The organism is Halogranum amylolyticum, assembly GCF_900110465.1.
Classification (GTDB): Archaea; Halobacteriota; Halobacteria; order Halobacteriales; family Haloferacaceae; genus Halogranum; species Halogranum amylolyticum.
Map to the genome: position 1 here is coordinate 517,129 of NZ_FODV01000001.1, position 24,667 is coordinate 541,795.

The following is a 24,667-nucleotide window of genomic DNA, read 5'->3' on the forward strand; positions in this document are numbered from 1 at the left end:
CGGTGACGTCCCCTCACATACGAGGGTGGGGAGCTATACTAGGGAGTAGTGATATGGTAAAGCATGTCATCACAACAGGTCAACGACAGTCGGAGTCTCTCGCGAGACATCGGACTGTTCGGGGCGGTCAGCACCGTCGTCGCGGGGACGCTCGGCGCTGGGCTGTTCGTCACGCTCGGGACGGCCAGTAGCACGACCGGCCCGAGCGTCATCTTCGTCGTCGTCCTCTCGGGAGTACTCGCGATGAGCATCGCGCTCAACTACGGCTGGATGGCGACTATCTTCCCCGCCGCCGCAGGGTCGTACGCTTACGTCTCCCGGACGTTCGACAACCGTCTCCCGGGCTTTCTGGTCACGTGGTCGAAGTGGCTGGGTTACATGGCCGCCGACGCCGTCCTGGCGCTGGGGTTCGGGAGCTATCTGCAGGTGTTCTACCCCTCGGTCGACGCCGCACTCGCCGGCTTCGGGCTCCTGACCGTGCTCTTCCTCGTGAACCTCGTCGGCTCGAAAGGGTACAGCGTCTCGCAGAACGCCATCTTCGCCTTCCTCATCCTCTCGATTCTCGTGCTCGTCATCCCCGGAACGGTGAGTATCGACACCGCGAACTACCAGCCGTTCTTCACCGGCGGGGCTGACGGCTTCTTCGCCGCCGCAGTGCCGCTGTTCTACGCGTACATCGGTATTGCCGTCGCCGGGCAGATGGGTGCCGAAGTGAAGAACCCCTCGCGGAACCTCCCGCTGGCGATGGCGGGTGGGACGGCCATCCTCATCGTGCTCTACGTCTGGACCGCCGCCGTCATCTACGGTGTCGTCGGCGACTACACCGTGCTGGCGAACTCCGCACGGCCGCTGGCGACGGCGGCGGAGGTGTTCCTCGGCGAGAGCGGTACTGCCATCGTCGCCGTCGGCGGGTTGCTCGCGACGGCGTCGAGCGTCCACGCGGTGATGGCCGCGGGCATCAAGATGCCCTACTCGTGGGCGTGGGACGAGGTGTTCCCGAAGCAGTTCTCGGCGGTCAGCCAGCGGTTCGGCACGCCGCACTGGTCGCTCGTCACGCTCTATCTCGTCGCGTCGGGACTCACCTTCTGGAGTTCGGGGCTCGACCAGGCTATCGCGATCGCGACGTTCAGCTACCTCATCGCCTACTGTGCTGTCTCGATCACGGTTCTCTACGTCCTCGTCACGGGGTCGAACCTCGCAGAGCAAGCCGGATTCGACGGTGGGGCGGTGCTGTGGCTCACTGCTCTCGTCGGTGCGCTCGGCTCGGGTGCGCTCCTGACCGAGGCGTACAAGGGGTCGCTCGGCATCTACGTCCCGTGGGTCGGCGTCGGTCTCGGCGTCTTCGGCCTCTACTGGTATCTCGGGAAACAACGAGGTCACGACGTCGAGGCGATCCTCGCGACGCTCCCCGGTGTCCCGTCCGACGAGTACGACCCGGTGATCCGCGGAGACGACTCGGCCGTCCGAGGAGGTGCCAGCGATGACTGACACCGCCTCCGCACCGACGGTCGACGCCGACGAGACCATCGACCTCCTGCAGGAACTCGTCCGGATTCCGAGTCCGTACTTCGAGGAACACGAGGTCGTCGAATACGTCTACGAGTGGCTCGACGAGCGGGGCCACGACCCCGAGTACCATCACGTCTCGGAACCCGACATCACCGAGTACGAGGGCGACAACGTCGTCGCTCGCCTCGAGGGGTCGGACCCCGACGCGCCGACGCTCCTCCTCAACGGTCACGTCGACACGGTCCAACTCGTCGAGGACTGGGAGGAAGACCCCTGCTCGGGCCGCATCGAGGACGGGAAACTCTACGGGCAAGGCGCCTGCGACATGAAGGGCGGCGTCGCGTCCATCATGACCGCCTTCGACGCCCTCGCCGACCGCGACCTCGCGGGCGACGTCCTCCTCACTGTCGTCGTCGACGAGGAGGGGCCGTACGGCCTCGGTACCGACCGGTTGATTCGCGACGGCCTCGTCGACGACTGCGATATGGCTATCGTGACCGAACCCGGTCCGATTCTCGCACAGGAGGACGTCGACAACCCGGCGCTCCTCCTCGGTGCGCGCGGTCGGTTCCTCTACGACATCGAGGTACACGGCCGGGCTGCACACGGCTCGCAACCGGAGACGGGCGTCAACGCCGTCGTCGAGGCCGGACGACTGGCCGAGGCACTCGACGCGATGGAGACGGGCGACCATCCGAAACTCGGCAGCGGCTCCGTCTGCCCGCTGTTCGTCGAGGGCGGCAGCCAAACACTGTCGGTCCCCGAACGCGCCCATCTGATGGTCGACCGCCACGTCGTCGTCGGCGAGTCACGGGAGGACGTCCGAGAGCAAGCGGCGGACGTCGTCGACGGTCTCGGCTTGGAGAGCGCCGTCGAGATCGGATTCCGGGAGGCACCGGCCGACGACATCCGCTACGGACCGTACGTCACCGACGAAGACCACCCGCTCGTGACGTCGCTGGCGGATGCGACCCGTGCGGTCGCCGGTGTCGACCCCGACTACGGCTACTTCTCCAGCGTCGGTGACTTCAACTACCTCGGCGACCGCGCGGGGTTGCCGACGGTCATCCTCGGCCCCGACGGCGAGAACATCCACGGGGCGGGCGAGTTCGTCTACACCGACGAGGTGGTCGAGGTGGCGAACATCGTCGCCGACGCGGCGGTCAGACTGCTCGACTGACGGCGTTCGGGTTACCGCGGGTCCGAGGAACTTTTCTCGGTTCCCGACCGAGAGACGTGTGGCCGATGACGACGGCACCGCTCCGAACCGGACTCGGCACCCGGTGGTGACGAGCCCTATGAGTGCCGAGGCCGACTTTCTGTGGTAGCAGACAGCGTCTCTGAGGGTATTTAGTTGTAACCGCAACTGACGTAGCCCCCGGTCAGTTCTCGCCGGACAGGCAGACACGGATTTGAGCACGTTGCCGAGCAATCATACGCCATGGCCGCCGGAATCTCCAACCGGGTTCGAGAAATTGCCGAGGTTCGCGACCTCCCCGAGTCCGAGGTGTTTGAGCAGGCTCTCGAACGCGGTCTCGAGGACCTCTGGGAGGACCTCGTCTCGCTCGGTTCCTCGACGGCGAACTCGACCGCGAGGACGCCATCAAGCGCGTCAGTCGGACGAAAGTCGAGCGAGCGGAGCGAGAGCGTGATGTCGTCGAGGAAGACGTCGACTGGGGCCTGAACGCGTGACGCTTGCGGCTGTCTCGGACGCTGGACCGCTCATTCACTCGCGGTAACGCCAGACAGGGACGCGTTTGGGTTGGGTCTCTTCGGACGAGGGCGCGTCGCGAGCGTAGCAGTCAGAGCCGAGTGCGAACGCAATCGGAACGGCCTACTCGTCGTCGGTCTTGCCGGGCCACGTCACCGACCCCAAAAACGAGACGCCGGTCCGTTCCGCCGCTCGAGAGATCATGTGCGCGCCGGTCGGCACCGTCAGGAACAGGAAGACGATACCGACCAGCGACGAGAGGCCGGCGCCCCCGGGACCGAAGTACGCGAACCCGGCCAGAAAGATCGCGACCGTGCCGATGGTCGCCGGCTTGCTCGTCGCGTGCATCCGGTTGTACACGTTCGGGAGCCTCAGCAGGCCGATCGTCCCGACCGTGAGGAAGAACGACCCGACGACGACCAGAGCGACGACGGCCCAGATCCGTACCGTCTCCAGTGCGACCATCAGCGGTCACCTCCGGCGACCTGTTGGTTCGTCGGGACGATTCCGCCGGGTCGGTGTCGGTGAGTCATGTCGTGATCACTCCTGTGTGACAATGATGTCGCCTTCGGTGACGAACTTCGCGACCGCGACCGTCGAGAGGAACGCGATGATCGCGAGGACGAGACTGACGGTCACGAAGAGGCCCCGTCCGGTCTTGATGGCGAACAGAACGGCGATGGCGACGATGTTCGTCGCGATCGCGTCCAGCGCGACCACGCGGTCAGGGATCGTCGGCCCCCGGACCGCGCGGTAGCCGCAGAACAGATTCAGAAGCGACACGAGAACGATCGCGGCGTCGACGACCGGCACTATCGCTCCCTCAGCGGTCATCGCCCTCACCCCCCGCGTTCCCCGCGGTCGACGGCTCGGGCTCCGCCTCGACCCCTTCGTCAGCCTCGGAGACAGCCTGTTCGAGCACGGGATGCGTCTGGTCGGGCGGGTAGACGGCGAAATCCGGGCTGGGGTCGCCCGCCGATAGCTCCTCGTCGAAGATGGAGAGCGCGTAGTCCTCCCAGTCGCGGATCGGGGCGACGATCTCTTCGGGAGACCGCCCGTCGATGACGTGGACGTATAGCGCGTTCTCCGTCGAATCGTAGTCGAGCGTGAGCGAGCCGGGCGTCATCGTGATGCTGTTCGCGATCGTGGTCACGCCGAGTTCGGTCTGGACCCGTAGGGGGATGAGAATCACTTCCGGTTCGGTCGGTTTGGAGGGGGCGAGCACGCGGTACGTGACGTCGAGACTGGCGACGATCGCCTCCCTGATGAACGTCAGTAGATACAGCACCGCGTACGGGACTCCGCGAGCCGACCGGCGGAGGTCGACGGTGTCCGCGTACAGGCGGCGGAAGACGTAGGCCAGGGGAAGTCCGACGGCGAGGCCGACCAGCAGCGCTCCGAGGAGGGGGGCGGGGGCGATCGGCGGCCCCTGGACGAACACCCACAGGACGCCGAAGAGGGTGCCGATGACCGGCCAACTGCGGGTCACTTGCCGCCACCCCCGCCGAGACCCACGGCGTCGACGTAGGCCTCGCTATCGACGGCTGCGTTCGCCGCCGTCTCGGCGAACCGATACATCGGGTCGAACCCCACGCCGACGAGGACGACGACCGCCGCGAGCGCGACGACGACCGTGACCTGCCCCGAGTCGGTGGCGGCGACCTCGACGGCCGGCGTCCTGGGCCCCCAGAATCCGCCGACCCACACCCGCGTCGTGTACAGGATGGTGAGCACGGCGCCGAGGAGCGACGCGGCCAGCGCGAGCGCCGACAGCGTGCCGGGACCGAAGCCGATCCCCCGGATCGCCGCGTCGAACGTGAGGAACTTCCCGAAGAACCCGATCAGCGGCGGGATGCCGATCAGCGAGAGCAGGCCGACGAGAACGGCCCCCGCGAGTATCGGCGAGCGACCGGCGAGGCCGCCGAGGTTTCGCAGGTCGTCCGTCCCGACCGCGTCCTTGACGACGGCCGCCGAGAGGAAGAGGAGCCCCTTCGTGAGTGCGTGGTGGAACGCGTACACCAGCGCGGCCGCGATGGCGACCCGGCGGAACGTCCCCGCGGAGCCGGCGGCCGCGGCGACGGCGATGGGGAGGGCGATGAAGCCGACCTGGCCGACGCTCGAGTACGCGAACACGCCCTCCAGTCGGTCCTGGCCGACGGCGCCGAACGCGCCGACGACGATGCTCGCTATCGCCATCGCTCCCAGCACCGGAGCGAGGAAGGTGAGCGGCGACGCGCCGGCGATACCGGGCACGTCGGCGGAGACTGAGCCGGCGGCGAAGACGGTGAAGTACAGCCGGACCACCGCGTACATGCCCACCTTCTTCGTGACCCCGGCGAACATCGCCGTGATGGGCGGCGGGGCGGTGGTGTACGCGGCGGGCACCCAGAACTGGAAGGGGACGAGTCCCGCCTTCAGCGCGAACACCGCGAGCAGCAGGGCCGACAGACCAACGACCGGCGCGGGGTCGACGCCGTACGCGGCGGGGTCGGCCAGCCGCCGGGCCATGTCGGCCATGTTGAGCGTTCCCGTCGTGGCGTACAGGCCGCCGACGGCCACGAGCATGAGCGCGCTCCCGAAGACGTTCATCACCAGATAGCGGAACGACGCCGCGGTGGCAAGCTCGGTGCCGTAGAAGGCCACGAACACGTAGCTGACGATCAGCATCACTTCGAACCAGACGAACAGGTTGAACAGGTCGCCGGTGAGGAACGCGCCGCTCACGCCCACCAAGAGCAGGTGGAACAGGGGGTGGTAGTAGACGCGCTGGTTCTCGGCGGTCATGTACCGAATTGAGAATAGCATCGACGCGAGCCCGAGGCTCGCGGCGATAGTCAGCATGAATGCCGAGAGCCCGTCGAGGACGAGCGTGATCCCGAACGGCGCGGGCCAGTTGCCAATCTGGTAGACCGCTACCCCGGGAGCCGCCGGGCCGAGAACGACTGTCCAGACGGAGCCGACGACCGCCGCGACGTACCCAACGGCGCCGGTGACGCTCGCGGCGACCTGAATCGGGGGCCACTCGCGGAGCACGAGCGTGAGCACGGTGGTTACGAGCGCGGCCAACAGCGGCGCGATGACGTGCCAGCTCATCCCATCCACTCCGTGACGTCCATGGTCTCGTTCTCCTCGTAGGCGCGGTACGACAGGACGAGCGCCAGCGCGGTCGTCCCGAAGCTGATGACGATGGCGGTCAAGACGAGCGCCTGCACCACCGGGTCCGCGACCTCGGGGACCTCGCCGCCGTGGTGTCCGAGAACCGGCACGAGGTCGCTGGTCCCCTCCTCGACGCCGCCCATCGCGATCAGGTAGACGAACGTGGCCTGAGAGATGGCGGCGATTCCCAGGACGACCCGTATCAGGTCCCGCCGCAACAGCAGGAACGTCCCGACGGCGAACAACCCGCCGACCACGACGGCCAGGACGACGCTCATCGGTCGTCACCTCCGGGTCGGACGCGGACGGACGGCGCCCCTCTGGTCCGACTCATTCGGCGCTCACCACCGAGACGACCGTCAGGATGCTGCCGACGACGACGAGGTATACGCCCAGGTCGAACACGAGCGCGCTGGCGAGTTCGATGTCGTGATAGATCGGGACGCCGCCGAGGTGGACGTACGTCTGCGTCAGGAACGGGTCGCCGACGACGATTCCGGCGACGCCGCTCCCGAGGACGACCACCAGACCCGTGATCAACGCGCGGCGGTAGGCGGTGACCATGCGGTGGCCGTACACGCTGGCTCCGGGGTCGACCTCCCTGTCGAGCACTTCCGACTCCAGGTAGTCGAGGTCGTAGGCGACGTAGATGAGCACGAACGCCGTCGTGGTGAGGACGCCGCCGATGAACCCCCCGCCGGGGAGGTTGTGGCCCTGGAGGAACAGCCAGATCGAGAGGACGAGGACGATGGGGACGGTTACGCGGACCGTCGTCTGCATGATCGTCGTCGTCACGACGAATCGTCCCCCTCGAAGATCGGGTCGGCGTCGCGGTCGGCCACGGACTCCCCGCGCGCTCGCATCATCACGAGCACGAGGATGGCGATGGCGGCCGTCGCGACGACCAGCAGTTCGCCCAGCGTGTCGAACGCCCGGAAGTCCACGAGGATGACATTGACGATGTTCGCACCGCCGCCGCCCGGGACCGCCTGCTCCGTGTAGTAGGTGGCGATGCTCGTCGGGTCGGCGCCGGGACCGGGCGCGGTCAGGAGGACGGACGTGAACGCCATCGCGCCCACCAGAACCGACACGCCCGCGTCGCGGGCGAGTACGAACCGTCGAACGTCCGAGTAGAAGGACGGCAGTCGCTGGAGGACGAGCAGGAAGATCAGGAGCACGAGCGTCTCGACGACCAGTTGCGTGAGCGCCAGGTCCGGCGCGCTCGCGAGGATGAAGAAGATGGCGAGCATGAATCCGAGGATGGACAGCGTGAGAATGCCGGCGAGGTGGGAGGAGGCGACGGGAACCGCCACGGCGGCGAGGAGGGCCGTCGTCAACACGACGGCGACCGCCGTCGGCACGCCCAGGCCGTCGATTCCGAGAGTCCCACTGGTCGTGGCGAAGCCGGCCAGCGCGAGCAGACTCCCGGTCGCCGCCACCCACGTCAGGTACGTCCGTAGGACCCCGTTGTGGACGAGCGGACCGAACCGAGCGCTGGTCGCCTCCGCCGTCGAGACGGCCCAGTCGTACCAGCCGCGGGGCCGCACGGGGACCGGAGCGTCGACGCCGCGTCCGATGGCCGCCCCGAGACGCCCTGCGAACGGGTACGCTGCGGCCCCGCCCAGGACGGCGACGGCGGACATCGCGACCGGGGGCGTGAGGTGGGTCGGTAGTCCGATTTCGAGATTCGCCTCGCCGACCGCGGTGGCGTCGATGGCCCCCTGGACGATAACGTCGACCGCCAGTTGCGGCGCGACGCTGACGACGGCCGCCGCGGCGGCCAACACGGCGGGCGGCGCCACCAGCGCGACGGGGGGACGGTGAACCTCCGCCTTCGGCGCTCGGCGCTCGCCGAAGAACATCGCGAGGAACTTCAGCGAGTAGACGACGGTGAACACGCTCGCGACCGTCGCAACGGCGGGGTACAGCCAGGCGAGACCCCCAGCCTTGTGAGCCACTTCGTACGCCGCCTCGAACAGCAACTCCTTCGAGTAGAACCCGTTGAACGGGGGGATACCGGCCATGCTCAGCGCGGCGACCCCGGCCACGACGGCCGTTACGGGGAGGTCCCGCCAGAGCCCCCCAAGGTCGTCGAGGTCGCGGCTGCCGGCCTCGTGGGCGACGATTCCCGCGACGAGGAACAGCGGCGCCTTGAACAGCGCGTGGTTGAGGAGATGGAACGCGCCCGCCTCGCCGCCGTAGACGATGTCGAAACCGAAGCCCGCGACCATCAGCCCGAGGTGGCTCGCCGTCGAGTAGGCGAGAAGCTCCTTGATGTCGGTCGAGGTCACCGCCAATAGCGCCCCGACCGTCATCGTCAGAAGTCCGAGCGTCGCGACGAGCAGCACCCACTCGGGACTCATCAGCAGGGGGCGCAGGCGGCCGACGAAGTAGACGCCCACCTTGACCATCGTCGCGGAGTGGAGGAAGGCGGAGACGGGCGTCGGAGCGACCATGGCGTTCGGGAGCCAGAAGTGCAGCGGCACCTGCGCGGATTTGGCGGCCGCGGCGATGACGACGAGGACGAGCGCCGGCACGAACAGCCCCAACTCGCGCAGGGCGGTGCGCATCGCCTCCCCGTTCGCGAGCATCGCGGTCAGGTCGAAGGTCACGCCGCCGAGGGCGCCCCGCGCCGCCACCGAGAGCGCGAGTAGGCCGGCGAGCAGACACAGGCCGCCGCCGACGGTCACGAGCATGGCCATCCGCGCCGAGTAACGCGACTCGGCGTCGTCGGTGTGGTGGCCGATGAGCAGGAACGAACAGACGCTGGTCAGCTCCCAAAACAGGAATATCAACAGGAGATCGGAGGCGAGCGCGACGCCGAGTATCGAACCCATGAACGCCAGCAGGGCCGCGTAGTAGCGCGCCAGGCCGTCCTCGCCGCGCATGTACCGCGCCGAGTAGACGAACACGAGAACGCCGATGCCGCTGGCCAGGAGCGCGAACAGCAGCCCCCAGCCGTCGACGGTGAACTGGACGCCCACGTCGAGGGCGGGGATCCACGACGCCCTGACGGTGCCGTAGCTGTCGGCCTGCGTCACCAGAAGCCCGAAGCTCGCCGCCGCGACGAGGGCCCCCGCGTAGCCGATCCGTTCACCGAGAACGCGATGCAGAAGCGGTGAGAGGACCGCGGCGATGAAGGGAAGCGTGACGATAGCCGTAACGACTGTGAGATTTGGTGCCATCGATGTTCGTCGATATCGGCCGAGACTCGAGTTCCGGCACGATTGAGTGTCGGCCTTTGCGGGACTATCGAATCCGGTTGCAAAGTACCTGTTGACCGTCGTCGGACCGTGATAGCCTGTTACAAGCTACCGTCCCGCGGTCATCGGCGCTCACTGGTCGACGAACTCGGACTGGAGAGCGAGGTCGATATCGGATTTAGAGAGGCGCCCGACCCGGACATCGTCTACGGGCCGTACGTCACCGACGAGGACGACCCGCTGGTGACCGCGCTATCGGCGTCGACCCCGCGTACGGCTACTTCTCCAGCGTCGGCGACTTCAACTACCTCGGCGACCGCGCGGACCTGCCGACGGTCATCCTCGGCCTCGACGGCGAGAACATCCACGGGGCGGGCGAGTTTGTCTACACCGACGAGGTGGTCGAGGTGGCCGATATCGTGACCGAGGCCGCGGTCCGGTTCTGCGGGTGAGGGGGACGAAGGAGAGCGTCAACCCTCGTTCAGCGGGTCCGAGAGCGCCTCCTCGATGTCGACGTCGCCCGAGAGCATCTCGAAGGTGACGCCGTAGGTGGCCTCCTCTTCGAGGGCGGCGAGGAGCGTCTGCGCCACGTCGACGCGGGGCACGTCACCGTCCCGCCGGTCGATGCTCTCGCCCGTCCGGATCCGACCGGTCCCCTCCTCGTTGGTCAGGGCGCCCGGGCGGACGACGGTGGACGTCAGGTCGCTCTCGCGGAGGCGTTCGTCCGCCTCGGCCTTCGCCCGCAGGTACTCTCTGAGCGCCTCCGGGGAGTCCTCGGGCGCGTCGGCGTTCATCGCGCTGAGCATGACGAACCGGTCGACGCCGGCGGACTCGCATGCCTCCATCAGGTTCACCGCGCCGTCGCGGTCGACCCCCCACACGTCGTCGCCGCCCGACCCCGCGGCGAAGATGACGGCGTCACAGCTCTCGACGGCGCGGGAGACGTCCTCGGGTTCGGTGAGGTCCGCGTGGACCGCCTCGATGCCGAGTTCCTCGATGTCCGAGAGTTGGTCCTCCGCACGGACCATCCCGACGCCGTCGTGGTCGCTCTCGCCGAGGAGTTCCGACGCGTGCTGTCCGACCTGCCCGTGAGCACCGGCTAGAAGTACGCGCATCGTGTTCGACCACGTTCGGTCGGCGCGGCCAAGACGCTGTCGCCCCCGGAAGTGCGAGATCGCTCGTGGACCGCCGCCGGATTCCTGTTGAACGGCATCCCCGGAGGGGGACCCGCTCGGCGGGTTCACGCCGGAGGCGATGCCATAGTCGTATCTGATTCTTCACTCACCGGCGGCCTCTCAGAACGCTCTTGCCGGTGAGTCCGATATCGCCGCACGGCCGAGGACGAGGGCACCGCTCCGAACCGGACTCGGCACCCGGTGGTGACGAGCCCTATGAGTGGCGAGGCCGACCACTCCGGTCCCGGCAGATCTCTCTCAGGACGGATCAGTCATAGACACGGTACGTGTTGTCGAATGACGATTTTTCCGGCCAAGTTACCTAAGGGTCGTTGGCGTGTCAGCCACAGTCGATGGTCGAACCCTACGTCGTCGGCCTCGCTGTACTGGGAGTCGTCGTCATCGCGGCCGCAGTTCTGCCGGAACTATTGGCAGAGCGAGTTCTCTCCCCACCGTTGTTCTTCGTCGCCATCGGGGCGATCGTCTTCTCGCTGCCGCTCGGTCTCCCCGACCCGGACCCGTTGGCGTACGGTGACATCACCGAGAAACTCGCGGAGTTCGTCGTCATCGCCTCGCTGATGGGTGCCGGGCTGAAGATCGACCGGCCGTTCTCGGTACGGACGTGGTCGACGACCTGGCGACTGTTGGTGGTGACGATGCCGCTCACGATCGGCGTAGCGGCGGTTCTCGGCTGGTGGGCGGTCGGATTCGTCCCTGCGACGGCGCTCCTCCTCGGGGCGGTTATCGCACCGACCGACCCCGTGTTGGCTTCCGACGTGCAGGTCGGCCCGCCGGGCGAGGGAAAAGAGGCCGCAGACGAGGAGTACGACGAACGGGAGCACGAGCACGAGGTCCGGTTCGGACTCACCTCCGAGGCGGGACTGAACGACGGGCTGGCGTTCCCGTTCACGTACGCCGCGATTCTCGTCGCCGGATCGGGGTTCGCCGGGACGGACTGGGTCAGCAAGTGGGGCGGGATGTACGTCGGATACAAGATCGCCGTCGGCGTCGTGATGGGTCTCTTTCTCGGCTACCTACTGGCGAAGTTGCTCTTCGGGTTTTCACCGGTGACGCGGCTCGCAGAGGCGGTGGAGGGGACCGAAGCGCTCGGCGGTACTCTCCTGATCTACGGCGTGACGGAGCTGGTCCAGGGGTACGGGTTCATCGCCGTCTTCGTAGCTGCGCTCGTCATCAGACACTACGAACGTACGCACGACTACAACCAGGCGCTCCACGACTTCTCGGAGGTGACGGAGCGACTCGCGATGGCGGTCGTGCTCACGCTGTTCGGTGGTGCGCTCGTGACCGGGCTGTTGGCACCGCTAACCTGGGAACTGGTGGCCGTCGGACTGGCGCTGGTGTTCGTCCTCCGACCGCTCGCGGGAACGATCGGTCTCCTCGGTTCGCCGATTCAGTGGGACGAACGGGCGACGATCGCGTTCTTCGGCATCCGGGGCATCGGGTCGTTCTACTATCTCGCCTACGCGCTCAACGAGGAGACGTTCGGGCAGTCGGAGACCATCTGGGCGCTCGTCGGGTTCGTCGTCCTCGTGTCGGTCGTCGTCCACGGTATCGTCGCCACACCGGTTCTCGAACGACTGTCCCGACAGGGTGACGCGTAGCGTCGGCGACGTTTGAACCGACCCCCTCAGTCGCCGGCCGACTCCTCGGGTGTCTGAATGTCGGTCACGATCTCGCCGGACTCTCTGCTCACTTCGACGTCGTCGTCTTCGGAGATCTCCTCGACCCTGTCGCTGAACGCCTCGGATTCGAGTATCTCCAGTTCGTGATCTAATCCGAGATAGATCGTGTACACCATCAGCAACAGCACCGCCGCGAACGGTAACCCCGTCGTGATGGAGGCGGTTCGGAGCGCGTTCAACCCGTTTCCGAGCAGCAAGACGGCGGCGACGGCACCCTCGGTGATCGCCCACATCACTCGCTGGCTCTTCGGGACGTCGTGTTTACCACCGGCGGTCAGATGGTCGATGACGAGCGACCCTGAGTCCGACGACGTGACGAAGAACGTTCCCAAGAGCAGCGTCGCGACGACGGCGCTGAGGAGCGTCAGCGGGTAGAACGACAGCAGCTCGAACAGCGCGACCGCCTGCCCCTGTTCGCTGAGCGGATCGACGATCCCCCCCGCTTGTCGGTGGAGTTCGACGAACAGCGCCGACCCGCCGAACGCCGACACCCAGAGAAACGAGACCAGCGAGGGAATCACCAACACGCCGCCGATGAACTCGCGGATCGTCCGTCCCTTCGAGATACGGGCGATGAACAGGCCGACGAACGGCGACCACGCGATCCAGAACCCCCAGTAGAAGATGGTCCAGGTGTGTTGCCAGGTCGGATCGCCGGCGGCGAACGACTCGGTGTAGAAGCTCAGCTCGAGGAAGTTCCCGAGGTAGACCCCGAGTCCCCCGACGAGCGCGTCGAGGACGAACTGCGTCGGTCCGGCGAGGATCATGAAGCCGAGCAGCGCGAACATCAGATAGACGTTGACCTTGCTCAGCCGTTTGACGCCACCTTCGAGACCGGCCGCGACCGACAGCGTCGCGACTGCTGTGATGAGTGCGATGAGCGATATCTGGACCCAGATGGTAGTCGGGACGTTCGACCCGAAGAAGTTGGCGGCGACGAAGGCGAGACCGGTATTCATCTGCTTGACGCCCAGTCCGAGCGCCGTCGCCAACCCGAACAGGGTCGCGAACACCGCCGTGAGGTCGATGAGATGTCCCGGCCAGCCGTAGATCCGCTTACCGAGCAGCGGCCAGAAGATCGACCGGAACGTCAGCGGGAGACCGCGGTTGAACGAGAAGAACGCCAACCCGAGTCCGACGAGCCCGTAGATGGCCCACGGGTGGAGCCCCCAGTGGAAGTAGGTGATGCCGAGGGCGGCACCGCCGGCGGCGGCGGTGCTCTCGCCGAAGTCGAAGAACGACCCGCCGCCGGAGGCGAAGTGCTCCATCGGCTCTGCGACGCCGAAGAACAGGAGGCCGATCCCCATCCCGGCGCTGAACAGCATCGCCATCCACTCGAAGTCGTCGAACTCCTTTTCGGCCTCGGGACCGCCGATCCGAATCATCCCGTACTTGCTCAACGCGAAGAAGCCGAGCGCGAGGATGATGACGTTGACCGCCAGCACGTAGAACCAGCCGAACGTCTCGTTGATGAAGTCGAAGATCCCCTGATAGATCGTCGCGGCCTGGTCTCCCAGTCCGAGCGTGAGTGCGATGAAGAGGACGATTATCGCCAGCGAGACCGGAAACACCACCGGATGGACGTCGAGTCCGAACCGCTGGACGTTGTCGTCGCCCGGCTCTCTGTCGGTGTCGGGGTGGAACACCTCCACCTGCAGTTTGCCGAGGATCCGGTCGCCGTCAGTCATTCGCTCCCTCGTGGCCGGGGGTGTCGCAGAGTAGTGCACACATATGTCTTGAATGATGTGTTGGTTTGTGGTTCACACCGTCGGAGGGGACAACTGCTGGACGCGAAGCGAGACGAGACGGAGCCACCGGCGCGACCGAGGGCCGGAGTCGAGCGCAGTCGCCCGGAGACAGATATGTCGACCGTTCGACTAGACTCTTCGCCGTCTCGGTGCTCTGCATCCGCACCGTCGGTGTGGTGTCTCTGTATAAGGACGTAACGAGTAGTCGTTTCGCTGGCGGTCGGGTAAGAGTTGTGGCCACCCTTCTTCTGCGGAGACAGTCGCCGTCCGGTCCCGAGTCGTCTGCCGCGTCCCGTGATCGCTCTCTGCGTGCCCGATGTCCGAGAGGTTATCCGTCACTCGTTCGTCGAGACGGTGTATGGACGGCAGTGAGTCGTCGGAGGCACCACGGGAGTTTCGCGAGCAGGTGCAGTTCTATCTGCTGGACCACAGAACCTCCCTGGGAAGACTCATCGACGTCGGACTGCTGACGCTGAACCTGGTGTTCATCGCCGTCTTCGTCCTCCAGACGTACTCCTTCTCACCGACGACGGAGTCGTTGCTGTGGTGGGTCGAGGAGACCGTCGTGTTCGTCTTCACCGTCGAGTACCTGCTCCGGCTCTACGGTGCCCGAGATAGAGTCGACGAGTTCACCGACCCGTACACCGTCGCCGACCTATTGTCGATCCTCCCGACGCTGTCGTTGGTGTTCTCACCGGCCGCAGTCGTGGGACTCGACATCGGCTTCCTTCGGGCCGTTCGCGTCGTCCGAGTGCTTCGGTTCTACCGGTTCACGCGGGACGAAGAGTTCTTCTTCGGCGTCGTCTCCGACGAGACGCTCCGCGTCGTCAAACTCCTGTTGACCGTGTTGTCGCTGTTCTTCGTCACTGCCGGTCTGTTCTACAGCGCCGAGGTGGATGTGAACCCGGGCGTCGAGACCTTCGGTGACGCCTTCTACTACATTGTCGTGACGCTGACGACCGTCGGCTTCGGCGACATCACTCCCACGACCAGTGCCGGCCGCTGGATAACGGTAGCGGGCATCATCGCTGCGATCATTCTCGTCCCGTGGCAGGCGGGAAAGATCGTCCGAGAGTGGACGAACCGAGATAGGGTGAACGTCACGTGTCCGAGCTGCGGACTCGCCTATCACGATCCGGACGCCTCACACTGCAAGTCCTGCGGTCACGTCATCTACCAGGAGTTCGACTCGAGACGGTAGCACGGCGTTGAGAGACGTCGGTCGACACTCGACTGTCGACCGTCGATTCGTCGATTGTCGAACGAAACGCGCCGAAGAAGACCAGTTATCCGTGAGGAGCGAGGTAGTCGAGATAGCGGCTCGAAGAGATCAACTATGTCTGGTAAGTACGACCTCGTTATCGTCGGTGGCGGTATCAGCGGTGCGTCGCTCCTGTACGCGACCGCGAAGTTCACCGACATCGACTCCATCGCACTGATCGAGAAGGAATCCGAGATCGCGGCGATCAACTCCCACAGCACGAACAACTCCCAGACGCTCCACTTCGGCGACATCGAGACCAACTACACGCTCGAGAAGGCCGAAGAGGTGAAGGAGGGCGCGGAGATACTCGCCGGCTACCTGGAGAACTACGACGCCGACCGCGACCTGCACGACCGGCGCAGCAAGATGGTGCTCGGCGTCGGCGACGAGGAGGTCGACGCGCTCGAACGCCGCTACCACGACGAGGGGTTCGGCGACCTCTTCCCGAAGCTCCGATCGATCGGCCGCGAGGAGATCGCCGAGATCGAACCGAAGGTCGTCGAGGGGCGCGACCCCGAGACTGAGATGCGTGCGCTCCAGACGCCCGACGGCTACGTCGTCGACTACGGCGGCGTGACGAAGTCACTCGTCGAACGCGCAGCGGACGAGACGGGCGTCGACGTCTACACCGGCACCGAAGTGTCCGACATCACGCCGACGCTCGACGGTTACACCATGGCTACGAGCGAGGGGCGGTTCGACTGTGACGTCGCCGTCGTCGCCGCCGGCTCGCACAGCCTCCAGATCGCGAAGGAGCTCGGATACGGCGAGGACAAGGTGCTGCTCCCCGTCGCCGGGAGCTTCTTCCTCGCCGACGACCTCCTGAACGGAAAGGTGTACACGCTGCAGATGAAGAAGCTCCCGTTCGCCGCCGTCCACGGCGACGCGGACGTCCACGACCCCAGTATCACCCGGTTCGGTCCGACCGCGAAGCTCGTACCCACACTCGAGCGGGGTCGCATCTCCACGGTCGGCGACTTCCTCGACGTGTTCGGCCTGAACGCGGCGGCGTTCCTCAGCTACGCCCACATCCTCTCCGACCGGATCCTGCTGCCGTACGTCCTCAAGAACCTCGTGTACGACCTCCCCGAGGTCGGCCCGCGAGCGTTCCTCCCGCACGTCCAGAAGGTCGTCCCGAGCGTCGAGCTCGACGACATCGAGCGCGCGAAGGGGTACGGCGGGGTCCGTCCACAGATCGTCGACACGAAGGAGAAGTCACTCGACATGGGCGAGGCGAAGATCGTCGGCGACGACATCATCTTCAACATCACGCCGTCGCCGGGCGCCTCGACCTGTCTCAAGAACGCGATGAAGGACACGCGGATGCTGATGGAGTTCTTCGACGACGAGTACGAGTTCGACGAGTCGGCGTTCCGTGCGGACACCATCGAACAGTTCCCCCGTGGGGAGGACACCGACGACGTGTCCGCCGGTGACGCGGACTCCGCCGAGGCCGATGCCGACGAGGAGACGGCGGAGAGCGACGACTCCTCCGATACGGTCGACGACGTCCCGGCCGCAGACGACTGACGAGGTCGGGGATCGACTCTGATGCCTGCCGGACACACAGGACGTGCGTGTGAGGACGTGAGAGAGACGGCTCAGATCCACTCCTGTCGCCGGAAGTGGACGAGTAGCAGCCCGGCGAGCATCCCCATCCCGAGCATCGTCGCCGGATAGCCGAACGTCCAGTAGAGCTCCGGCATCGCGTAGGGCGTGTCCGCGAAGTTCATCCCGTAGACGCCGACGACGAACGTGAGCGGGATGAAGATGGTCGCGACGACCGTGAGTGTCTTCATCACCTCGTTGGTCGACTGTGAGACCGTGTTCAGGTAGATGTCGCGAGAGCCGCCGGTGAGGTCGCGGTACGTCTCGATGAGGTCGACTACCTGAACGAGGTGGTCGTAGACGTCGCGGAAGTACTTCTCGTTTCGCTCTGCGACCTGTGGGATGTCGCCCCGCGAGAGGTACGCGATGGCCTCGCGGGCAGGCCACGCCACCTTGCGGAACGCGAGCAGGTCGCGGCGGACGGCGTTGAGCTCTTCGAGCAGCTCCGGGTCCGGTTCCTCGAGGACGCGTTCTTCGATGGCCTCGATGTCGTCTTCGATCTCGTCGAGGACGTCGAAGTACTCGTCGACGACGGTGTCCATGATTCGGTAGGCGAGAAAGTCCGTCCCGCGGTTGGCGAACCGACGACCATCGTTCGTCCACCGCGACGCGGCGGGACTAACGACGTCGACGTCGACGGTCGACATCGTCACCAGCCACTCCTCGCCGACGAAGAACCCGACCGGGTTCGTCCGGACCTCCTTGTGGAAGGCGATGTCGTCGCGCTGGCTGAGGTGCGCCGTCTTCAACAGGACGAACGTGTGCGTCTGGTACTCCTCCGTCTTCGGTCGCGTCTGCTCGTTTCGGACGTCCTCGACGGCCAACTGGTGGATGCCGAAGCGGTCTCTGAGCGTCCGCATCTCGGCCGGTTCGGCGTCGTCGGCGTGGACCCACGTCTCGCCGGGCGCACCGAGCGCGGCGTCGACGTCGTCGTACCGTTCGACGCCGTCGCTGGTGTACACCATCGCGTGGAGGCTCATGGTTCGCCGCTCGCTCTCGTCTGGTGACCGATCGCGATGAGCGTGATACCGACCATGACGGCCGTGATCGAGAACGACCGTCCGGGGTACGAAACGTAGATGCCGGCGACGTAGCCGAGGAAGCCGGCGGTGGACAGCCCGACTCCCGCGAGTGTGCGCCACTCCATGGTCGTAGCATCCGGTCGCGCTTAGATGAATATGTGGGCGATCGAGGCTCCGGACGGGGGCTAGTTTCTTGCCCCGTCGTGGTGAATTGGTGACATGGTCCTGCTCGTCCCGTTCGACGGTTCGGTGCTCTCGCGCGCGGCGCTCACTCGCGCGAAACAGTACGCCGAGTACACCGGCGAGGAACTGCTCGCGCTCACGGTGATCCCCGACGACCCCGACATCGCACGCGAACGCGGCTGGCTCGACCCCTCGGACACGTTCGACGAGGGCGTCATCAGCCGCAAACTCCGACAGGAGATCCACGACATCGCACCCGAGGCGACCCACCGGAGCGAACTCGTCGAGAACGACGACCCGGTGGCGACGACGACGATGGACGTCGTCCGGAAGATCCGACAGGTCGCCGCCGAGGTGGACGCGAGCGTCCTCTTCCTCGGCAGTGAGAACGCCGGTCGCGTCTCCGCGCCGCTGACCAGCGTCGGCAACCCGCTGTCGGAGGATCCTGGGTACGACGTCTTCATCGTCCGCCATCCGAACAACGAGTAGCAGAAGTATTCAGACTTCTACTCGAGCTGCGCTCCGTGAGTTATCAGAAACAGCGTGCTGAGTAGAGCGCGCATAGTCAGCATCGTAATCTCTGAACCACATCAGTCACGAGAATAGCCGGGGATTGAGATAGTGTCACGAGTGTTACTAAAGTTAGCAAATACATCGCCTGCCCGTTTGACGACTGCTTCAAACTGAAGAGTATCGTTTCCGACATCGTCACTCAGAGTGTTTGTCGAGACGACTTCGAGATTATCGTGGGTTTGGGAGTGAGCTGTTAAACTATAGAATCCGGGGCCAGTCTCAAAATCATCTACAATCACTGTGTCACCAGATTCTGGAAGGTCGTAACTGCCCCAAACGGGCCGTTCAGTAGAGCCGTCGCGTGGTGCATAAACAAGGGTCAAATCCATCTGTTCAGGTTGTCCTGTGTCTGATCGGAGAACGATTCGGTCAACCGTTGCCTGTCCTTCATCAGAAGACGAAGAACAACCAGCAAGTCCAGATAACGTTCCCAAACCAAGTGTCCCAGAGAGGAGGGCTCGACGACGCATATTCGATCAAAAGTTTTGATGCATGAAATGTTTTGCTGAACTGAAGTTTACAGTCCAACAGCCACGCTCACTGTGCTGAACTCACCCTCTCTATTCAGCGCGCAGATCTCAGGATGGCGGAAACTCGTGACGCCGAAGAGTACGAGGACTTCCGCTACCCAGTATAAGCCGAGTCGACGGCAGCCGTCTGTCCACCGGGCGTCTCCGTCGTCACCCGCCCGGCAGCGACGCTCTCGTTGGCGTCCGTCTCCTCGACGACGTACCGCTGGCCCACCATCGGGTCCAACAGGCTGTCGACCGGCGCTTTGTCGTCGCGGAGGACGGGAACGTCGCCGGTCCGCTCGTCGGTCCGGTACGACGCGAGCTGCGTCGACAGGTCGATGCCGACGTCGCGCTCCCGGTTTCGGGTCTGGAGCTCCGCCTGCGTGAGCCGCGTGTCCTGCTTGGTCGCGACGACCTCGATGTTCTGGACGACGACGCCGCCGACGGTCGGGAAGCTGTACACCTGCGGGAACACCTCCCGTATCGTCTTGTACTCGGCGCGGTAGAACTGCGAGGCCGGCCCGCTGGGCGCGGAGATAACATTCGCAAAGAGCACGCCGTCGTCGGCGAGGCGGTCGGAGGCCAACTGCATGAACTCCACCGTCGTCAGCTGGAACGGCACCTTGTCCTTCTTGTAGGCGTCGAGGACGACGAGGTCGTACGTCTCGTCGGTCTGCTGGAGGTACTGGCGGGCGTCCATCGTATGGACGTTCAGCCGCTCTCCCTCCTCGACGTGGAAGTACTCCTTGGCGACGTCGACCACCTCCGGGTCGATCTCCACCACGTCGACGGTGACGTTCGGGTAGGTGTCGAGGAAGACTCGCGGTCCGGTGAACCCGCCGCCGCCGACGAACAGCACGCGGTCGATGTCGTCGGGGTCGTCGGCGAACAGGTACGGCGCGTGGAAGTAGGAGGTGTAGTCGAAGACGTGTCGCGTCGGGTCGCTCTTGTCCATCGCGCTGTGGGGTTGGCCGTCGAGGTAGAGCGTCCGCGTGTCGCCGGAGTCGACGACGCGGAGCTCCTGGTAGGGGGTCTGCGTCTCGTAGACGACGTTGCCGCCGACGCCGAGCCCGACGCTCCCCGTCGCCGCCGCGACGAGGAGTGCGACTGTGATGCCGAGACTCCACAGCGCCTCGTCGCGGTCGACGGTCGGCGTCGCGATGGCGACGGCCGTCCCGACCGAGAGGAGGCCGAACAGGAGGGCGATCTGGTTGATGCTCAAGGCAGGGATGAGGAGAAACGTCGTCGCGAACGCGCCGACGATGCTGCCGACGGTGCCGACGGCGTAGACGTGGCCGGAGGCCGCACCGATCTCGGACCGTCCGGAAAGCTCCGCGGCGTAGGGGCTGACGTACCCCAGGAGATACGTCGGCGGGCCGAACAGGACGACGATCCCCGGGATGGACGCGAACCGACTCGGCAGCGGGAGCGTCGACGTCGCCTGCAGCAGCACGTCGCCGAAGACGATCAGTCCGGCGACGTAGAGCGCCGACACGAGGAAGACGCCGACCAGTCGCCGGTTGGAGGCGTGCACCGCCGCCCGTTTGCCGCCGCGGTGGTAGCCGAGACTGAGCGCGGCGAGGAAGACGCCGATGATGCTCCCCCACGTATAGATGCTGCTGCCGAACTCCGGGGCGATCATCCGGCCGGCGAGGATCTCCAGTCCCATGCTGGCGACGCCGGAGACGAACACCGCGAGTTCGGGGCGTGACAGGCGAAGCGAGGAGACGGAGGGCGTCGAAGCCATGTCGCTAGCAGAAGGAGAGGCCGCTATTAACTGTTGGACCCGCGGCCACCGCCTCCGGTGCGTCCGAGCGGTGGACAAGGTGTGACGACGGTCCGCCCACGGTATCGTCGTCATCGCGGCACGTCGGCCGCCCCGACGACTGCACTCACTCCCAGTGACTCCGGTACTCGAACGTCGCCGACCGATCCTCGAAGCGAGACAACTCGAACTGGGTCGTCGGGAACGGCGCGTCCTCGCCCGTCACGAGCGAGCGCACCGCTCGCCCCACGACGGGCGACAGCATCACGCCGCGGCCGTGGAGTCCCGCGACGACGACGAGGCCGTCGGGTGCCGCCGCGGGCGCGTCGACGATAGGCAACCCGTCGGGCGACGCGCAGTCGGCCGTCGGACAGCAGTCCTCCCGCCGAACCGTCCCCTCGTCGACGCCGTCCAGCAGGGGCGCGACGTCGGCCAACACGGTCTCGCGGAACGACTCTTGGACGCCCATCGACGTCCCCTCGGGGTCCGAGAGGAGCTGTTCGTTGCCGCCGACGAGCACGTCCCCGCGCTTCGTCGGCCGCCAGTAGACCCGCATCGTCGGCTCCGATCCGAGCGGGACGGAGTCGGAGAGCGGTTCGTCGGGTTCGACGACGACGGCGTTCCAGCGGAGCGGCCGGACCGGCAGTTCGACGTAGTCAGCGAGCAGTTCACGCGTCTTCCACCCCGTCGCGTAGACGACGTGGTCGGCGTCGATGGGGCCGTACTCCGTCTCGACGCCCACGACCGCACCGTCGTCGACACGAAGGCCGGTGACCTCGTGGTCGCGGAACACGCCCGCGCCGGCCTCCTCGGCCAGCCACTTCAGCGTCATCGCGTAGTCCAGCGCGTCGAGATACCCCGTCCCCTCGTAGACGAGGCCGCCGCCGTAGGCCGAGAGATCGCCGAAGGCGTCCGGATAGCGAGCTTCGAGATCGTCGCGTGCGAGGAACTCGCCGCCCTCGGGAGCCTCGTCGGTGTACCGCGCCGCGTCGGACTCGGGAACCAGTCGCACCGTCTCTCGTTCGGTGAACGAGAAGATGCCCCGTCCGTCGAGCGCGCGGAACTGTTCGAGGGCGAAGTCGGCCCACCCGTCGGGGAACGGTTCGAGTGAGAGCGAAATCATCCCGGAGGCGCGGGAACTGGTGTCGGCGGCGACGCCGCCCTTATCGAGGACGACGACGTCGTAGTCAGACGCGAGTTCGCGAGCGACGGCGAGACCGGAGACGCCCGCCCCGACGACGACGACGACTCGGTCGGTGTGTGTCGACATATGTCGAGCGATGGGGAGGCTAGACAAAACGCTACGGGTTGTCTGGTGACACGAGACGACCCGACGAACGGTGGCCGAACGCAAACGCTGTTCCTACAGTAACTTTCATTACAGTCCCGTGCACAGAGAGAGGTACATCATGTCGGTCGTACCCGTACGCGTCTGATTCTCCACTCCCACGAGTATCGCCGTACGACCGACTGCAGCCATCGACGAATCCGACTGTGAGCACACACACCCACCCGACGACCGCGACCCGACAAACCGACACCATCGACGCCGAACCGACCTACCAACCCACCATCGACCGTCGGACCGACGACCGGACGGTCCCGACGGCCCCTGCCGACGGCGACCGCGACGACTCGTGGGTCGCGCGCTGTCAGTCGCAGTTCGACGCGACGCGGACCGACCGACTCGGCAACCTCGTCGACGCGGAGAACCAGGCGATGCCGACGGGGACGACCGAGTCGCGGGACCCGTAGCTACTTTTCGCCGTCTGCCGTCTCGGCGGCCACGACCTGACTCCACGTCTCGGAGCGGGTCGACGTCTACGACTACCGGACAAAACTCGAACTCGTGCGACAGAACCGCGAGACGATGTGTCTGGAGAACCGAGAGAACTGTCGCTGTCCGGCCTCTGGCCGGCCGGTCGACCGACTGTTCGTCTCCGTGAGGGCCGCGGTGACGTTCGGTAGCGCGCCGAACGGCCCCGTCTCTCTGGCCCGTACCGACGATCGACTGCTGGTACTTACGCGCTGACTCTCCTGCACCGACGCTCGACGTCCCGCCCTCGTCCCGACCGCTCTCATTCTGTTTTTTCAGAATATCTGCTTCATTCTGATAATCAGTTCTGATAATAATTAAATAACTTCCGTAAGTCAGAACTAATATATACAGATATTCTCGAACTCCAGTTAGTGTGCCATTCCGAACGCACGCTTGCCTGAAACCCATGACACGAAACGACTACACGAGACGGACGTTCGTACGGACGACGACGGCACTGACGGGCCTCGCGGGCTTCTCGTCGCTGGCGGCCGCGGACCACGACGAGTCGGTCGTCGTCGTCGACGGCACCGAGAGCGACGACATCCAGTGGTACAACCTCGCCGTCACCGGCGAGCTCACGGGAAAGAGCACGGCCGAGGGCGCATCGCGTAACGACAGCGACTGGCTGGAGTCGACCGCCGTCGCCGGCGGCTACGTCCGCGGCGGGAAGGACGCCTACACGTTCACGGGCGAACTCGTCGGCCTCTGGTCGGACGGCGATCCCGACGTCTCCGTCGACGGGTCGCGCATCGACCCCGACCCGCTCCGGATGGTGTCCATCCAGAAGGACGACGCGGCGTCGCGCGTCGACTACGAACTGTCGGTGAGCGGTCTCCTGTCAAGCAGTGCTGCTAACGGCGCGAGCATCGACGGCGGCGACCGCGTCGCCGGCGGCCGAGCGCGCGGCGACGTCAAGGGCGGCACCGACAGCTACGCCTTCTCCGGCGACGTCGAGGACCTGAACGCCGACGGCGGCCTCACGGTCGTCGTCGACGGTGAGACGGTCGGCTACGAGGGCGAGTGGCCGCCGCAGTCGAGCGACGACGGTTCCGACGGCTCCAGCGGCGACGGCAGTGAGACCGGCGGGAGCGACGACCCCGACTCCTTCGCTGCACAAGTCGAACGCCGCGTCCACGAGAAGGTCAACGCTCGCCGTCGCGCGAACGGTCTAAGCGACCTCGGCTACGACGCCGACCTCGCCGCCGCCGCCCGCGCACACAGCCAGGACATGATCGACCGCGACTTCTTCTCGCACGTCGCACCGGGTGACAGCAGTTTCGCCGACCACTACGAGGACGAGGGCGTCTCCTGTAGCGGGCTCGGCGAGAACATCCTCTACCGGTCGCTCCGTTCGGAGGACGTCGACGCCGTCGCCGAGAACGTCGTCACCCAGTGGATGAACAGCGCCGGCCACCGAGAGAACATCCTCGACGACGGCTGGCTGGTCGAAGGGATCGGTGCCGTCGTCTCCGACGGCCGCATCTACGTCACACAGGGCTTCGGGAGCGGCTGCTGAACGTCGACTGACCGCTCCGCTCTCTGCTCGTCCCCACGCTCCGTCTCGACTCCCCCGACTCGTCCGGTCTCGTTTCGCCTCTCTCCTCCTGCGCCGGCTGACGCCACTACATATCATACACTTCCGCTGTCGCGCCGCCGACGGGACCTGTCTCTCGGGACGAATCTACGACGACGGCCCGTGTGTGTCGGCAACGC

The 24,667-nt window shown here is 65.9% G+C and carries 22 protein-coding genes and 2 pseudogenes; 10 read left to right on the plus strand and 14 right to left on the minus strand.

Features of this window, described 5'->3' with window-relative positions:
- Positions 1-63 precede the first annotated feature (63 nt).
- The 3 genes and pseudogenes from BSG17_RS02605 to BSG17_RS02615 all read left to right on the plus strand — a co-directional run bounded on the left by BSG17_RS02605 (position 64) and on the right by BSG17_RS02615 (position 3,201).
- Entirely contained in the window at positions 64-1,488 is a 1,425-nt protein-coding gene (locus BSG17_RS02605) for an APC family permease (RefSeq protein WP_089820895.1), read from the plus strand.
- Positions 1,481-2,689, plus strand: coding sequence for a M20 family metallopeptidase (locus BSG17_RS02610; RefSeq protein WP_089820896.1), 1,209 nt, complete (start codon positions 1,481-1,483; stop codon positions 2,687-2,689). Before BSG17_RS02605 ends, BSG17_RS02610 begins: the two co-directional genes overlap by 8 nt.
- A 261-nt stretch (positions 2,690-2,950) precedes the next feature.
- A pseudogene (locus tag BSG17_RS02615) lies at positions 2,951-3,201 on the plus strand (hypothetical protein).
- Between the two features lie 142 nt (positions 3,202-3,343).
- On the opposite strand, the gene mnhG reads toward BSG17_RS02615, so the two are convergent.
- The 7 genes from mnhG to mbhE all read right to left on the minus strand — a co-directional run bounded on the left by mnhG (position 3,344) and on the right by mbhE (position 9,561).
- Positions 3,344-3,685 carry a monovalent cation/H(+) antiporter subunit G gene (gene mnhG / locus BSG17_RS02620; RefSeq protein WP_089820897.1) on the minus strand — a complete coding sequence of 114 codons (342 nt, stop codon included), beginning with the start codon at positions 3,683-3,685 and terminating at the stop codon, positions 3,344-3,346.
- Between the two features lie 75 nt (positions 3,686-3,760).
- Entirely contained in the window at positions 3,761-4,054 is a 294-nt protein-coding gene (locus BSG17_RS02625) for an MrpF/PhaF family protein (protein ID WP_089820898.1), read from the minus strand.
- Entirely contained in the window at positions 4,044-4,709 is a 666-nt protein-coding gene (locus BSG17_RS02630) for a Na+/H+ antiporter subunit E (protein ID WP_089820899.1), read from the minus strand. Before BSG17_RS02630 ends, BSG17_RS02625 begins: the two co-directional genes overlap by 11 nt.
- The gene (locus tag BSG17_RS02635; protein ID WP_089820900.1) at positions 4,706-6,313 is read right to left on the minus strand and encodes a complex I subunit 5 family protein; all 1,608 of its coding nucleotides are present in this window, start codon (positions 6,311-6,313) and stop codon (positions 4,706-4,708) included. Before BSG17_RS02635 ends, BSG17_RS02630 begins: the two co-directional genes overlap by 4 nt.
- Entirely contained in the window at positions 6,310-6,654 is a 345-nt protein-coding gene (locus BSG17_RS02640) for a sodium:proton antiporter (RefSeq protein ID WP_089820901.1), read from the minus strand. The genes BSG17_RS02635 and BSG17_RS02640 overlap by 4 nt, the downstream gene beginning before the upstream one ends.
- Before the next feature lie 52 nt (positions 6,655-6,706).
- Positions 6,707-7,171: an MnhB domain-containing protein gene (locus tag BSG17_RS02645; protein ID WP_089820902.1), complete on the minus strand. Its 465-nt coding sequence runs from the start codon at positions 7,169-7,171 to the stop codon at positions 6,707-6,709.
- Positions 7,168-9,561, minus strand: coding sequence for a hydrogen gas-evolving membrane-bound hydrogenase subunit E (mbhE, locus tag BSG17_RS02650; protein ID WP_089820903.1), 2,394 nt, complete (start codon positions 9,559-9,561; stop codon positions 7,168-7,170). The genes BSG17_RS02645 and mbhE overlap by 4 nt, the downstream gene beginning before the upstream one ends.
- 156 nt (positions 9,562-9,717) lie before the next feature.
- Between mbhE and BSG17_RS28560 the strand changes: the two are divergent.
- Positions 9,718-10,031 (plus strand): annotated as a pseudogene (locus tag BSG17_RS28560) (M20 family metallopeptidase); the annotation flags it as partial.
- A gap of 18 nt (positions 10,032-10,049) precedes the next feature.
- Here the strand turns inward: BSG17_RS28560 and BSG17_RS02660 are convergent.
- On the minus strand, positions 10,050-10,694 hold the full coding sequence (locus BSG17_RS02660) for an SDR family oxidoreductase (RefSeq protein ID WP_089820904.1): 645 nt from the start codon (positions 10,692-10,694) through the stop codon (positions 10,050-10,052).
- Positions 10,695-11,107: 413 nt separating this feature from the next.
- On the opposite strand from BSG17_RS02660, the gene BSG17_RS02665 reads away from it, so the two are divergent.
- Positions 11,108-12,376, plus strand: a complete 1,269-nt coding sequence (locus BSG17_RS02665; RefSeq protein WP_089820905.1) for a cation:proton antiporter — start codon at positions 11,108-11,110, stop codon at positions 12,374-12,376.
- Positions 12,377-12,402: 26 nt separating this feature from the next.
- Here BSG17_RS02665 and BSG17_RS02670 read toward each other — a convergent pair whose 3' ends face one another.
- Positions 12,403-14,145 (minus strand): BCCT family transporter, encoded by a 1,743-nt coding sequence (locus tag BSG17_RS02670; protein WP_089820906.1) that lies wholly within the window; start codon positions 14,143-14,145, stop codon positions 12,403-12,405.
- A 418-nt stretch (positions 14,146-14,563) separates the two neighbouring features.
- On the opposite strand from BSG17_RS02670, the gene BSG17_RS02675 reads away from it, so the two are divergent.
- A complete protein-coding gene (locus BSG17_RS02675; protein WP_089820907.1) occupies positions 14,564-15,406 on the plus strand; it encodes an ion transporter in 843 nt (280 codons plus the stop codon).
- Positions 15,407-15,541: 135 nt separating this feature from the next.
- On the plus strand, positions 15,542-16,999 hold the full coding sequence (locus BSG17_RS02680; RefSeq protein WP_089820908.1) for an FAD-dependent oxidoreductase: 1,458 nt from the start codon (positions 15,542-15,544) through the stop codon (positions 16,997-16,999).
- Positions 17,000-17,070: 71 nt separating this feature from the next.
- Here BSG17_RS02680 and corA read toward each other — a convergent pair whose 3' ends face one another.
- Together corA and BSG17_RS26720 are read right to left on the minus strand one after the other, a co-directional pair.
- Entirely contained in the window at positions 17,071-18,057 is a 987-nt protein-coding gene (gene corA, locus BSG17_RS02685; RefSeq protein WP_170864691.1) for a magnesium/cobalt transporter CorA, read from the minus strand.
- Positions 18,054-18,224 (minus strand): hypothetical protein, encoded by a 171-nt coding sequence (locus tag BSG17_RS26720; RefSeq protein ID WP_170864692.1) that lies wholly within the window; start codon positions 18,222-18,224, stop codon positions 18,054-18,056. The genes corA and BSG17_RS26720 overlap by 4 nt, the downstream gene beginning before the upstream one ends.
- A 94-nt stretch (positions 18,225-18,318) precedes the next feature.
- Between BSG17_RS26720 and BSG17_RS02690 the strand changes: the two genes are divergently transcribed.
- Positions 18,319-18,771 carry a universal stress protein gene (locus tag BSG17_RS02690; RefSeq protein ID WP_089820909.1) on the plus strand — a complete coding sequence of 151 codons (453 nt, stop codon included), beginning with the start codon at positions 18,319-18,321 and terminating at the stop codon, positions 18,769-18,771.
- A gap of 101 nt (positions 18,772-18,872) precedes the next feature.
- On the opposite strand, the gene BSG17_RS02695 is transcribed toward BSG17_RS02690, so the two are convergent.
- The 3 genes from BSG17_RS02695 to BSG17_RS02705 all read right to left on the minus strand — a co-directional run bounded on the left by BSG17_RS02695 (position 18,873) and on the right by BSG17_RS02705 (position 22,402).
- Positions 18,873-19,325: a hypothetical protein gene (locus tag BSG17_RS02695; RefSeq protein WP_089820910.1), complete on the minus strand. Its 453-nt coding sequence runs from the start codon at positions 19,323-19,325 to the stop codon at positions 18,873-18,875.
- Between the two features lie 154 nt (positions 19,326-19,479).
- Positions 19,480-21,114: a spermidine synthase gene (locus BSG17_RS02700; protein WP_089820911.1), complete on the minus strand. Its 1,635-nt coding sequence runs from the start codon at positions 21,112-21,114 to the stop codon at positions 19,480-19,482.
- Between the two features lie 145 nt (positions 21,115-21,259).
- A complete protein-coding gene (locus tag BSG17_RS02705; protein WP_089820912.1) occupies positions 21,260-22,402 on the minus strand; it encodes an NAD(P)/FAD-dependent oxidoreductase in 1,143 nt (380 codons plus the stop codon).
- 224 nt (positions 22,403-22,626) lie between these two features.
- On the opposite strand from BSG17_RS02705, the gene BSG17_RS02710 reads away from it, so the two are divergent.
- A complete protein-coding gene (locus BSG17_RS02710; protein ID WP_089820913.1) occupies positions 22,627-22,887 on the plus strand; it encodes a hypothetical protein in 261 nt (86 codons plus the stop codon).
- A gap of 470 nt (positions 22,888-23,357) precedes the next feature.
- The gene (locus BSG17_RS02720; protein ID WP_089820914.1) at positions 23,358-24,470 is read left to right on the plus strand and encodes a CAP domain-containing protein; all 1,113 of its coding nucleotides are present in this window, start codon (positions 23,358-23,360) and stop codon (positions 24,468-24,470) included.
- Positions 24,471-24,667 lie beyond the last annotated feature (197 nt).